Source organism: Phenylobacterium sp. Root700 (assembly GCF_001429025.1).
In the GTDB taxonomy this organism is placed as follows: Bacteria; Pseudomonadota; Alphaproteobacteria; order Caulobacterales; family Caulobacteraceae; genus Phenylobacterium.
Window position 1 is genome coordinate 26,213 of sequence record NZ_LMHT01000007.1, and the last position, 12,641, is coordinate 38,853.

Sequence of the window (12,641 nt, forward strand, 5' to 3'; positions counted from 1 at the left end):
CCCGCGACTAGCTGCGACCGGGCCCTCTTCGGGCAGATCTGCACCGCCACCGCCAGCCTCATCCCGCGCAGCTTCGCGCGTTCGCCGGCGCTCCCCGATTCCACGGATTTCCCGTCTGCCTAGCGCGGAGTCCGTCTGTCTCAAGAGACGACGACATGCCACTCGCCGAACCAATTTCGGTCCCGTCCAACGCCGCTGTTCCCAACCGCTACGGAGCGCTCTGCACGGAAATCTACGACCTCGACAAACCGCCGGGCTCGCTGCCCGACGTGCCGTTCTATCTCGACCGTCTGGCGCAAACCGACGGACCGATCCTGGAGGCCGCCTGCGGAACCGGCCGGCTGCTGATCCCGCTGCTCGAAGCGGGGCTGGAGGTCGAGGGCTTCGACCACTCGGAGGACATGCTGGCGGTCTGCCGCCGGCACTGCGCCGCACGTGGGCTGACGCCCTCGCTGCGCCGGTCCCGGTTCCAGGACTTCGCCTACGACCACGACTTCGCGGCGATCCTCGTGCCGGTGGGGACCTTCACCCTGCTGGACGACTTCGCCGAGGCGTTCGCGGTGCTGAAGCGGTTCTTCGACCACCTGCGACCGGGCGGCCGGCTGCTGATCGACCAGATGCCCCTGGCCTATCTGACCAACGAGAAGCCCGATGTCAGGACCTGGACCACGGCCGAGGGCGACGTCCTACGGATCGAGGGGCGGGCGGTGGAGATCGACCTGCTGGCCCAGCGCCGCGTCACCCACGACCGCTATGAGCGGTGGCGGGACGGCAGGCTGGTGGAGTCCGAACTGGAGGTCATGGCCTTCCGGCTCTGGGGCCTGAAGGAGTTCGAACTGGCGCTCGCCGCGGCGGGCTTCGAGGCGATCACCGTCGGCGCCGATCACCAGCCCGGCGGCCGACCTCGTCGATCAAGCCGAATACTCAATTTCGAGGCCCGGCGACCCATCTAGACGGGGCGCGGCGGAGGCGCCGGGACCCGTGCTCCCCCACGGGTTCCGGCGCCCCAACTCGAGATCTCATTCATCCCGGTTCGCACCGGGGCATTCGTGAAGTGCGTTATGACCGATCCCTATGACGACGACGAGGACGCGGGCCGTCCTCGCGTCCTGAGCAACACCCAGGTCCTGAGGTTTATCGTCCGCCATTGGCTGGCCGAGCCGCGCAGGTTCGCCTTGATCGTCGGCCTGATGCTGGCGGCGACGGCCTGCGACCTGTCGATCCCCTGGGCGACCCGGGCGCTGATCAACGCCGTCTCCAATCCCGCGCCGGGGGCCAAGGCCGCCTGGATGGCCTGGGCCGGTCTATCGGGCCTCTATCTGGTCTTCTACCTGATGCGCAGCGCCATGTTCCGCGCCTCCAACGGCTTCTACGTCCGCATCATGGCCCGCATCGTCAATGACGGGTTCAAGCGGGTGCAGGCCTTCTCGTCGGACTGGCACGCCTCGAATTTCGCCGGCGCGACAGTGCGCCGGGTCAGCCGCGCCATGTGGGGCTATGACAGCGCCTCGGACGCCCTGCTGATGATGCTGGCGCCGACCCTGATCGTCCTGGGCGGCCTGGCGATTTCGCTGGGTCTGCACTGGCCGCTGGCCGGCCTGTTCGTCGGCGTGATGGTGATCGCCTTCGGGGCCTTCAACATCCTGATGTCGGTGCACTACATCCGGCCGGTGAACCTGGTCTCCACCTCGCTCGACTCCAAGATCGGCGCGACTCTGGCCGACGCGGTCGGGGCCAATCCGGTGGTCAAGAGCTTCGGCGCCGAGGCTCGCGAGGAGGCCCGCTTCGGCCGTACGGTCGACGCCTGGCGCGCGGCGGCGAACAAGACCTGGGACCGGTTCAACAATGTCGGTCTCATTCAGAACCTGTTCCTGATCGTGCTGCAGGCGGGCCTGACCGGCTTCCTGGTCCACGCCTGGTCGCAGGGCAAGGCGACGCCTGGGGACGTGGCCTTCGCCATCACCTCGTTCATCGTCATGGCCGGCTACATGCGGAACTTCAGCGAGATCACCCGCATGCTGCAGAAGGGCCTCGACGACACTCTGGACGTGGCCACCTACATGGTCACCGACCCGCAGCTGGCCGACGCGCCGGACGCCGAGCACTTCCGCGGCGAACTGGGCGAGGTGGTCTTCGACCGCGTGGTGTTCGGCTACGCCAACCAGCCGCGTCCGCTCTATGACGGCTTCACCCTGGTGGTGGCGCCCGGTGAACGTGTGGCCCTGGTCGGCCCGACGGGGGCGGGCAAGTCCACCTTCGTCAAGCTGATCCAGCGGCTCTACGACGTGCAGGGCGGGCGCATCCTGATCGACGGCCAGGACATCGCCAAGGTCAGCCAGGCGACCCTGCGGCGCGCGATCGCCGTGGTGCCGCAGGACCCGGCGCTGTTCCACCGCTCGATCGCCGAGAATATCAGCTACGCCCGGCCCGATGCGAGCGCCGACGAGGTGATCCTGGCGGCCAAGCGGGCGCGGGCGCACGACTTCATCTCCCGCCTGCCGAACGGCTACGACACGCCGGTGGGCGAGCGCGGGGTGAAGCTGTCGGGCGGCGAGCGCCAGCGGGTGGCCATCGCCCGGGCGTTCCTGGCCGATGCGCCGATCCTGGTGCTGGACGAGGCGACCTCCTCGCTGGACGTCGAGACCGAACGCNCATGGAGGAGCTGATGGTCGGCCGCACCACGGTGGTCATCGCCCACCGGCTGTCCACCATTCGCGGGGCCGACCGCATCCTGGTCTTTGACCAAGGCAGGATCATCGAGGAAGGCCGCCACAAGGACCTCATCGACAGGGGCGGGGCCTACGCCCGGCTCCATGCCGTGACCGAAGGATCGATTTAGTGACCGAGCATTACGAAGACGCCGAGGACCAGCAGACCAGGGTCCTGTCCAACGGCAAGGTTCTGGGCTTCATCGCCTCGTTCTGGGTGCGGCGGCCCTGGCTGCTCAGCGCCTGCATCGTGCTGACCCTGGTCTCGGTCGGGTTCGACCTGGCCCTGCCGTGGGCGGCGGGGCGGCTGGTCGACGCGGTGGCGGCCGGGCCGGCCAGCCAGGAGCTGGCCTGGAGCGCCTGGGCGGCGTTCGTCGGAGTCTATCTGGCCTTCGCGATCATCCGCAACGTCAGCTTCCGGTTCTGGAACCCGCTGGCCGCGGCCAACATGCAGGAGATGACCGACGAGGGCTTCAAGCGGGTCCAGTCGTTCTCGTCCGACTGGCATGCCGACACCTTCGCCGGCTCCACTGTGCGGCGGCTCAGCCGCGCCATGTGGGGCTATGACATGGTCTCCGACGCCGTGATTCTGTGGCTCGGCCCGGCCTTGCTGGTGCTGTTCGGCCTGTCGGGGGTGATGATCGCCCGTTGGCCGACCGTGGGCCTGTTCTCGCTGGCGGTAGTGGTGCTGTACGTCGTCTCCAACCTGGTCCTGACCGCCAAGTACGTGCGGCCTGCGAACCTGAAGTCGGTGGCGCTCGACAGCCGGATCGGCGGGGCGCTGTCCGACTCGCTGTCCTCCAACCCGACGGTGAAGGCGTTCGGCGCCGAGCATCGCGAAGAGGCGAGGATCGGCGGCGTCACCGCGCTGTGGCGGCGGCTGACGCTCACCACCTGGACCCGGTTCATCAATGTCTGGCTGTGGCACAACCTGCTGCTGGTGGTGTTGCAGGCGGGGCTGACCGGGCTGCTGCTGCGGCTCTGGGCGCGCGGCGAGGCGACGGCGGGCGACGTGGCGTTCGCCATCACGGCGTTCATGTTGATGAGCGGCTATCTGCGCAACATCGGCGAGAACATCCGCATGATGCAGAAGGGCCTGGACGACGTGGAGGACGTCGCCCGCTACGCCCAGACCGACGCCCAGGTGATGGACGCGCCGAACGCTCCGGCCTTCGCCGGCGAGCTCGGTGAGATCGTCTTTAGCCGTGCGACCTTCCGCTACAAGTCGGCCGACGAGCCGCTCTATCGCGACTTCTCCCTGCGCATCGCGCCGGGCGAGCGGGTGGCGCTGGTCGGGCCGACGGGGGCGGGCAAGTCGACCTTCGTGAAGCTGATCCAGCGGCTCTACGACCTGCAGGACGGCGCGATCCTGATCGACGGCCAGGACATCGCCACCGTCAATCAAGGGGCGCTGCGCCGGGCGATCGCGGTGGTGCCGCAGGACCCGGCGCTGTTCCACCGGACCATCGCCGAGAACATCAGCTACGCCCGGCCCGATGCGACGGAGGAGGAGATCGCGCTCGCCGCCAAGCGGGCGAGGGCTCACGACTTCATCGCGCGGCTGCCGCTCGGCTATCACACCCTGGTCGGCGAGCGCGGTGTGAAGCTGTCAGGCGGCGAGCGCCAGCGGGTGGCCATCGCCAGGGCGTTCCTCGCCGATGCGCCGATCCTGGTGCTGGACGAGGCGACCTCCTCGCTGGACGTCGAGACCGAACGCNGATGGAGGAACTGATGGTCGGCCGTACGACCATCGTCATCGCTCACCGGCTGTCGACCATCCGCGGCGCCGACCGCATCCTGGTCTTCGACGAGGGCCGGGTGGTCGAGGAAGGTCGCCATCGCGAGCTGATCGACAAGGGCGGCGCCTACGCCCGCCTGCACGCGGTGACCGAAGGCTCGGTTTGACGGCCCGTGGATGAACGATGTTAGAAGCCCCAGGGTCCGGTCGTGACGGACCCTGGGGTGCGTGACATGACCTATATGGAACAGGTGGTTCATTGGCTGCGCCAGCGGCTGGACCGTGATCCGCCGCTGGCCGCGCCGCGACAGCTGAACGAGGTTCTGCGCGTCCTGGCGATCTGGCGCTCGCGCCTGATCGCCGACGCCTATGTCCGCCAGCACGGCGCGAAGATCATGCAGGGCCCCTTCGCCGGCATGGACTATGTGACCACCGCGACCGAGGGCGCCCTGACCCCACGCCTGATCGGCACCTACGAGTCCGAGCTTCACCCGCATATCGCCGCCTTCGCCGAGCAGGGGCTCGACTGCGTGATCGATGTCGGGTGCGCGGAAGGCTACTACGCCGTCGGCCTGGCCCGGTTGATGCCCGATGTGACGGTCTACGCCTACGACATCCAGGCCAAGGCCCGCGCCGCCTGCGCCGAGCTCGCGGCCAAGAACGGCGTCTCCGAGCGGGTGATCATCGGCGAGGAGTTCACGCCGGACGGTTTCGAGGCCTTCAAGGATCGGCGCTGCTTGGTGCTGGTCGATATCGAGGGCGCGGAAGACGACCTGCTGCGCCCCGATCTCTCACCGTCGCTGGCGCACATGCCGCTGATCGTCGAGACCCACGACGTCTATCGCCGCGGCGTGCTGGAGCGGCTGGTTGAACGCTTCTCGCCCACCCACGACATTTTGCGGTTGGACCCCCAGGCCAAGACCCTGCCGCTGCCGGACTTCCTGAAGGGCGCGGGGCACCTGGATCAGCTGTTGGCGGTCTGGGAGTTCCGCATCCAGGCGACGCCTTGGCTGGTGATGACGCCGAAGGGCTAGGCCCTCCAAAACCCACTACGCTCGTCATCCTCCGGTCGTCTGCAAGACGATCCGGGGGACCCAAGCGGCCTAGCAAGTTCGGCAACTCAGCTTGGGTCCCCCGGATCAGCCTTCGGCTGACCGGAGGATGACGAGTTGTGGCCCAGATGCTCCCCCGCTGGGGGAGCTGTCAGCGAAGCTGACAGAGGGGGACTTTGAGTCCCGAAGCCGCAANCCGTCGCGCTGACGCGCGCCACCTCCCCCAGCGGGGGAGGATCTAAGGCATCGCCTCGCTCAACCGCTCCGCCAGATCACCTTTCGGCTGCACCTCGACGCGGTCGAGGCCCAGCCAGCCGGCCATCAACCGCAATTCGCCAGCCAGCAGCGCGGGCGTCTGGTCGTTCGCGCCAGGTTCGGCGTGAGTCGACTGCACCAGCAGCACGCCCTTCTTGCGTTCGGCCTTCAGGTCGACCCGCGCGGTGATCGCCTCGCCCTGCAGGAAGGGTAGGACGTAGTAGCCGTGCACTCGCTTGTGGGCCGGAGTGTAGATCTCCAGCCGGATACGTGTGCCGAACAGTCGCTCGGTGCGCTCGCGGAACCAGATCAGGTTGTCGAACGGCGAGAGCAGGGCGTTGGCGACGACCTTGCGCGGCCGTCGTGCGGCGGGGTCCAGATAGGCCGGCAGATCCCAGCCGGTGACCTCGACCGGGGTCAGTTCACCGGCCTCGACCAGCTCGGCGATGCGGGCCTTGGTGTCGGCGACCGGCATGCGGAAATAGTCGCGCAGGTCGCGTTCGGTGGCCACGCCCTGGGCGCGGGCGGCGATGCGGATCAATTCGCGCTGGGCGTCCTCGCGGGGCGGCGTCGGGGTCTCGCGGACCGCGCGGGGCAGCACCTTGTCGCTGACGCCATAGACCCGCTCAAAGGTCCCGCGCCGGGTGGCCGCCGTCAGGTCGCCGACCCAGAACAGGCATTCCAGCGCCCGCTTGCCCTCGCTCCAGCCCCACCAGCCCTGAGCCCCCTTGGCGCCCAGGTTCAGTTCGGAGGCCGGCATCGGGCCGCGGGCCTCGATCTCGGCCAGCACCCGCTCGATGAAGTCCTCGTGGGTGCGCAGGAAGCGCGCAATGCCCTTCCAGGTGCCGACGCCGGCGCGGGCGTCGTCCATCCGCCAGCGCAGCAGCGGGTGGGTCGAGGGCGGCAGCAGCGAGGCCTCGTGCGCCCAGTACTCCACCAGCGCCGGCTTCTTGCCCCAGGCGATCTCCTCCAGCAGCGGACGAGGATAGGCGCCCAGCCGCGAGAACAGCGGCAGATAGTGGGTGCGCGAGACCACATTGACCGAGTCGATCTGCAACACGCCCAGCCGCTCGATGGTCTTCAGCAGATGCCGTTTGCCGGCGACGTCGGGCCGGCGCTCGGTGAACCCCTGCGCGGCCAGCGCGATGCGGCGGGCCTCGCGGGCCGAGATCGTCTCCACCCCCTGGTCGCTCACGCTATTTGTTCAGCCGGCCTTCGGCGATGGCCCCGATCTCGAACGGGAACAGCACCTTCTTGTCAGGCTTGGCGACGTCCTGGGCGATATCCTTCGGCGCGATGGTGCGCACGATGTGGCGCATGACGTTCAGCCGCGCGACCTTCTTCTTGTCGGTGACGACGCAGGTCCAGGGCGTGGTCCCGTTGTGCGTGCGGGTCAGCATCTCGTCGCGGGCGGAACTGTAGTCGGACCATTTTTCCTGGGCCACGTCGTCCAGCGGGCTGGTCTTCAAGGCCTTGAGCGGATCTTCGCGCCGCTCCTTCAGGCGCTCGGCCTGTTCGTCACGGCTGATGTCGAGCCAGATCTTGACCAACTTCATGCCGCTCTCGACCAGCATCTCCTCGAAATGCGGCACGTCGCGCAGAAAGGTCTCCTGCTGTTTGGGAGTGGCGAAGTCCATCACCCGTTCGACCCCGGCCCGATTGTACCAGGAGCGGTTGAAGATCACGATCTGGCCGGCCGCCGGCAGGTGCTGCACGTAGCGCTGGAAATACCACTGGCTGGTCTCGATGTCGGTCGGCTTGGGCAGGGCCATGACCCGCGTCGCGCGGATCGACAGGTGTTCGGTAATCCGCTTGATCGTACCGTCCTTGCCGGCCGCGTCCCGGCCTTCGAGGATCACCAGCACCTTGTCGCCGTTCTTCATGGCGTGCTGCTGATATTTCACCAGCGCCAGCTGCAGGTCCGCGAGTTCGGTCTCGTATGCGTCGTCTTGATCTGACTTTGCCATGCAACGAGCCTAGTCCCGATCACGCTGTCCCGGCTAGAACCTCATTCATGATCCGATTGTTCGTCCCCGCCGATCTCACCCAGGACTACGCGCTCGCCCTCGACCTGGCGCAGAGCCGATACCTGACCGCTGTCATGCGCCGCGAGGTGGGCGACGAGGTGCTGGTGTTCAACGGCCGCGACGGCGAGTGGCGCGGCGCCGTGGAGGTGGCGGGCAAACGCGGGGTGGTTCTGCGGCTCAAGGCGCTGGAACGACCCCAGGCCCTCGGCCCCGACCTGGACCTGGTCGTCGCCCTGGTCAAACGCACGCGGATCGAGACCATCATCGAAAAGGCCGCCGAACTAGGCGCGCGTCGGGTGCGGCTGGTGATCACCGAGCGCACCAACGGGGATCGGGCGCGCCTCGACCGCCTGCAGGCCATCGCCACCGAGGCCGCCGAACAGACCGGCCGCATGGATGTTCCAGAAATCGTCGAGCCCTTGAAGCTGGCCAAGCTGCTGGAAGGCTGGGACGCGCCGCGCCGGCTGCTGTTCTGCGACGAGGCGGGCGACGCCAAGCCGGTCCTGGCGGCCCTGGATGGGGCGCAGCCGGGTCCCTGGGCGATCCTCATTGGCCCGGAAGGCGGCTTTTCGCCAACCGAACGCGAGACCTTGCGGAACCTGACCTACGCCACGCCCGCTTCACTTGGACCGCGGATTCTGCGGGCCGACACCGCCGCCATCAGCGCCCTGACTCTATGGCAGGCTGCTCAGGGCGACTGGCGTGGCCTTGAGGTTTCCTGAATTGCGCCCACCTGTCTGAACGGCGTAAAGATCGCGCCGCCCTTTTTTCGGACTCATTTGGGCTTGGGGAGATTGAGATGGCCGACGTCGTGACAGACGACCGACCCCTCACGTTTGAGGACCTGATCCAATGGTTCGAAGCAGGCTCAAAGCCTGTCGGCGATTGGAAAGTAGGCGCCGAGCATGAGAAATTCGTGTTCCGTTTGGGAACCTACGAACCTATTCCGTATGGCGGTCCCGCCGGTATCCAGGCCCTGCTCAACGGGCTGACGAGATTCGGCTGGAAGGGCGTCTACGAGGGCGAGAACATCATCGCCTTGGAACGCGGCAAGGCCAATGTGAGCCTGGAGCCCGGCGGACAGTTCGAATTGTCCGGCGCGCCGCTGGAGACGATGCACGACATCTGTGAGGAAACCGGGCAACACCTCGAAGAGGTGAAGACGGTCGCCGACGAGCTCGGTCTCGGCTTCCTCGGCCTCGGCTACACCCCGCTCTGGCGGCGTGACGAGATCCCGGTGATGCCCAAGGGCCGTTACAAGATCATGCGGGAATACATGCCGAAGGTCGGCAATCTCGGCCTCGACATGATGTTCCGCACCTGCACCGTCCAGGCCAATCTGGACTTCGGGTCCGAGGCCGACATGGTGGCCAAGTTCCGCACCAGCCTGGCCCTGCAGCCGATCGCCACGGCGCTGTTCGCCAATTCACCGTTCATCGAGGGCAAGCCGTCGGGCTTCCTGTCGGCGCGGGCCAATGTCTGGACCGACACCGATCCGGACCGCACGGGCATGCTGGACTTCGTGTTCGCCGACGGTTTCGGTTTCGAGACCTACGCCAACTACGCCCTCGACGTGCCGATGTATTTCGCCAAGCGCGACGGCAAGTATGTGGACCTGTCGGGCCGCTCGTTCCGCAAGTTCATGGCCGGCGAACTCTCCGACCTGCCGGGCGACCGCCCGTCGATCAAGGACTGGGCCGACCACACCACGACCGCCTTCCCCGAAGTGCGTCTCAAGCAGTATCTGGAAATGCGCGGCGCGGACTCCGGTCCCTGGAGCCGTCTCTGCGCCCTGCCGGCGCTGTGGGCGGGCATCTTCTACGACAGCGCCGCCCTGGCCGCGGCCTGGGACCTCTGCAAGGACTGGAAGGTTGAGGATCACGAACGCCTGCGGGCCGACGTCGCGCGCCTGGGCCTCAAGGCGCAGGTGAACGGCCGCAGCGTGCAGGACGTGGCCAAGGACATGGTCGCCATCGCCCGCCAGGGCCTGAAGAACCGTAACCGGCTTAGCGCCGGCATGGTCGACGAAGGCAACTATCTGACCGAGCTCGAAGACATCGCCGACAGCGGGATCACCCCGGCTGAGCGGCTGCTCGAACTCTACAACGGTCCGTGGAACGGCGACGTGCGCCGGGCCTTCGAAGACTTCGCGTACTAGGTCATTTCCCTTCCCCTCACGGGGGAGGGAGCGACTCTCGCCTAGGCGTCCGGGCTCTGGACGTTCGGCGGCCAATGCTCGCGCTGGCTGGCGCCGGAGCCGCTGTCGGTGTGCAGCACCGCTTCATCGATGATCGTGTGGACATGGGCCGGGTCGACGACGGCCTCGTCGACCGCATAGACCTCGACCTTGTCCGGATAGAAGGCCAATCGCCCACGGATCTGCTCCATGGCGATATATGGCTGCTCGTAGGTCCAGACCGCGTTCTCGGCGAACCGGCCGTCCATCAGGATGGTGTAATAGGCCGCGTCGCCCTTGTACGGGCAATGGGTGGTGCGCTCGGTGCGCGAGAGGAAGTCCATCGAGACGTCGCCGCGCGGGAAGTACACGACCGGCGGATAGTCCGCCTCCTGCAGGACCAGGGCGTCGCCGGTGTCGGCGATCACGTGGTCGCCGTACTTGGCGCGCCACCGGGTCTTGGCCGGGGTGAGGGTGATGGGGTGGTCGGGACCTGGAATCAGCATGCGGACGCTCCTCCTGAGGCCAGTCCAACGCCTAAGATGGGCTTGAGGCTCCCTGAACGCCAGTGTACAGGCGCCGCCTTGCTTGTGCTTGGCCTTACCGCGTGATCTTCTCGCGCCAAATAAGCCCGGCGGGGGTGAAACGACCCCAGGGAGCGCCGGCCGTCCAAGGAATCGGAACACCGCCCTTATGAATATTGTTATCCTTTTGGGGATCGTCATTACGCTGGCGACCGGCATCCCCGTCCTGCTGCAGTTGCTGAAAACGCACCCGCGCGGGCTGATGATCCTCTTCTTCACCGAGATGTGGGAGCGGTTCTCGTATTACGGGATGCGCGGCATCCTCATTTTCTATCTGACGCAGCAGCTGCTGTTCGACGACGCCATGGCAGGCGCGCAGTACGGATCCTACACCAGCCTCGTCTACCTGCTGCCGCTGATCGGCGGCCTGCTGGCCGACCGCTATCTGGGCACCCGCAAGGCCGTGGCCTTCGGCGCCCTGCTGCTGGTCGCCGGTCACATGACCATGGCGATCGAAGGCCGCCCGGCCAGCCAGACCCTGACCTACGCCAACCAAAGCTATCAGGTCGCCGCCGAAGGCCGCATGGAAGCCCGGTCGGTCAAGCTGATGGTCGGCGACAAGGCCTACGACTTCGGCCCGGCCGAAGGCGGTGGGCTTGAGATCAAGGGCCTGGAAGCCGGCGCGCCGCTTCCGTCCGTCCTGCCCGAGGGCAGCTACAAGATGGAGAAGAAAAACGATCCGCTGGGCGTGAACGCCTTCTATCTGGCGGTGTCGCTGATCATCATGGGCGTGGGCTTCCTGAAGCCCAACATCTCCACCATCGTCGGCCAGCTCTATCCGCAGGGCGACCCGCGGCGGGATTCCGGCTTCACCCTCTACTATTACGGCATCAACCTCGGGGCCTTCTGGGCTTCGGTGCTGTGCGGCCTGCTGGGCCAGACGGTCGGCTGGTGGGCGGGCTTTGGCCTGGCCGGCGTCGGTATGGCGCTGGGCTGGGTGGTCTTCGTGCTCGGCAAGCCGCTGCTGCAGGGCAAGGGCGAACCGCCGAACCCGGCGCGCCTGAAGGAGGCCGTCGCTGGCCCCATCAACCGCGAATGGCTGATCTACATCCTGGCGATCCTCGGTGTGGGCGGCGTCTGGGTGCTGGTCCAGCGCAACAGCTTCGTGGCCTGGGCGCTGCTCGGGGCCACCGTCGCTTCGCTCGGCTATATCGCGTTCTTCCTGACCAAGTGCACCAAGATCGAGCGTGAGCGGATGATGCTCGCCCTGGTGCTGATCTTCGGGTCGGTGGTGTTCTTCACCCTGTTCGAACAGGCTGGCACCTCGCTGAACCTGTTCGCCGCCCGTAACGTCGACCTCGCCATCACCCACCAGGCCACCAGCTTCCTGGGCGTTCCGATGGGGTCGGCCGAACAGCTGGCCGCCGCCGGCATCGAGCCGAAGGGCTTCTGGATCGACGCCACCATGGGCGCGGCTCAGACCCAGTCCTTCAATGCCGCCTTCATCCTCATCTTCGCCCCGATCTTCGCGGCGATGTGGGCGTGGCTGGCGGCGCGCGGCCGCGATCCGAACCCGACGATGAAGTTCGGCCTTGGCCTCATCCAGGTCGGCCTCGGCTTCATGGTGGTGGTCTGGGGCGCGGGCATGGCGGACGGCGCCTATCGCTTGCCGCTGATGCTGCTCGGCATGCTCTACCTGCTGCACACCACGGGCGAACTCTTCCTGTCGCCGGTGGGGCTGTCGGAGATCACCAAGCTGTCGGTGGCCTCGATCGCCTCGTTCATGATGGCGGTGTGGTTCCTGGCCTCGTCGATCGCCCAGCTCGTGGGCGGTTGGATCGCCGGTCTGGCCGGCGCCGAGACGGTTGGCGGGCAAGTGCTCGACCCGGCCGCCGCGCTGGCCTCGTCGCTCGAGGTGTTCAAGATGCTGGGTTGGGCCGGCGTCGGTGTGGGCGTCGCCTTCATCGCCCTGAGCTTCTTCATCAAGCATTGGTCGCATGGCGCCAACAGCCCGGCCGGTCACGCCCAGCCTGAGCCGATCGCTCCGGTGCTGGACGGTGAACGCCAGGCCGTGAACCCGGCGGCGATGCGGGCCGATCGGGAGCTCTAGGCTCCCCCCGCAGGACGAAACGAATGAGGCCGGGCGCATCCCACGCCCGGC

General features: G+C 67.2%; 10 protein-coding genes and 1 pseudogene. 8 read left to right on the top strand and 3 right to left on the bottom strand.

Features of this window, described 5'->3' with window-relative positions; all coding sequences use genetic code 11:
* The first annotated feature begins 155 nt into the window (after positions 1–155).
* The 5 genes and pseudogenes from ASE02_RS02395 (at position 156) to ASE02_RS02415 (ending at position 5,480) form a co-directional block, all read left to right on the top strand.
* Positions 156–953, top strand: coding sequence for a bifunctional 2-polyprenyl-6-hydroxyphenol methylase/3-demethylubiquinol 3-O-methyltransferase UbiG (locus ASE02_RS02395; RefSeq protein WP_056730798.1), 798 nt, complete (start codon positions 156–158; stop codon positions 951–953).
* A 108-nt stretch (positions 954–1,061) separates the two neighbouring features.
* Positions 1,062–2,651, top strand: a 1,590-nt coding sequence (locus ASE02_RS02400) for an ABC transporter ATP-binding protein (RefSeq protein WP_304438350.1), incomplete at its 3' end; no start/stop codon positions are given.
* Between the two features lie 187 nt (positions 2,652–2,838).
* A partial coding sequence (locus ASE02_RS02410; RefSeq protein ID WP_369818512.1) for an ABC transporter ATP-binding protein occupies positions 2,839–4,425 on the top strand: 1,587 nt, incomplete at its 3' end.
* A 1-nt stretch (position 4,426) separates the two neighbouring features.
* Positions 4,427–4,613, top strand: a pseudogene (locus ASE02_RS22815) (ABC transporter ATP-binding protein); the annotation flags it as partial.
* 42 nt (positions 4,614–4,655) lie between these two features.
* Positions 4,656–5,480, top strand: a complete 825-nt coding sequence (locus ASE02_RS02415) for a methyltransferase (RefSeq protein ID WP_156405886.1) — start codon at positions 4,656–4,658, stop codon at positions 5,478–5,480.
* Positions 5,481–5,736: 256 nt separating this feature from the next.
* On the opposite strand, the gene ASE02_RS02420 is transcribed toward ASE02_RS02415, so the two are convergent.
* Complete coding sequence (locus ASE02_RS02420) at positions 5,737–6,948, bottom strand: winged helix-turn-helix domain-containing protein (RefSeq protein WP_235536581.1); 1,212 nt, start codon at positions 6,946–6,948, stop codon at positions 5,737–5,739.
* Between the two features lies 1 nt (position 6,949).
* Positions 6,950–7,720, bottom strand: coding sequence for a polyphosphate kinase 2 (ppk2, locus tag ASE02_RS02425; RefSeq protein ID WP_056730805.1), 771 nt, complete (start codon positions 7,718–7,720; stop codon positions 6,950–6,952).
* 47 nt (positions 7,721–7,767) lie between these two features.
* Between ppk2 and ASE02_RS02430 the strand changes: the two genes are divergently transcribed.
* Both ASE02_RS02430 and ASE02_RS02435 read left to right on the top strand, forming a co-directional pair.
* On the top strand, positions 7,768–8,502 hold the full coding sequence (locus ASE02_RS02430; protein ID WP_056730806.1) for a 16S rRNA (uracil(1498)-N(3))-methyltransferase: 735 nt from the start codon (positions 7,768–7,770) through the stop codon (positions 8,500–8,502).
* A gap of 77 nt (positions 8,503–8,579) precedes the next feature.
* On the top strand, positions 8,580–9,938 hold the full coding sequence (locus ASE02_RS02435; RefSeq protein ID WP_056730807.1) for a glutamate--cysteine ligase: 1,359 nt from the start codon (positions 8,580–8,582) through the stop codon (positions 9,936–9,938).
* A gap of 41 nt (positions 9,939–9,979) precedes the next feature.
* On the opposite strand, the gene ASE02_RS02440 is transcribed toward ASE02_RS02435, so the two are convergent.
* Positions 9,980–10,462 carry a DUF427 domain-containing protein gene (locus tag ASE02_RS02440; protein ID WP_056730808.1) on the bottom strand — a complete coding sequence of 161 codons (483 nt, stop codon included), beginning with the start codon at positions 10,460–10,462 and terminating at the stop codon, positions 9,980–9,982.
* 187 nt (positions 10,463–10,649) lie between these two features.
* Here ASE02_RS02440 and ASE02_RS02445 point away from each other — a divergent pair, with 187 nt between their 5' ends.
* Positions 10,650–12,590, top strand: coding sequence for a peptide MFS transporter (locus ASE02_RS02445; RefSeq protein WP_056730809.1), 1,941 nt, complete (start codon positions 10,650–10,652; stop codon positions 12,588–12,590).
* Positions 12,591–12,641: the final 51 nt, after the last annotated feature.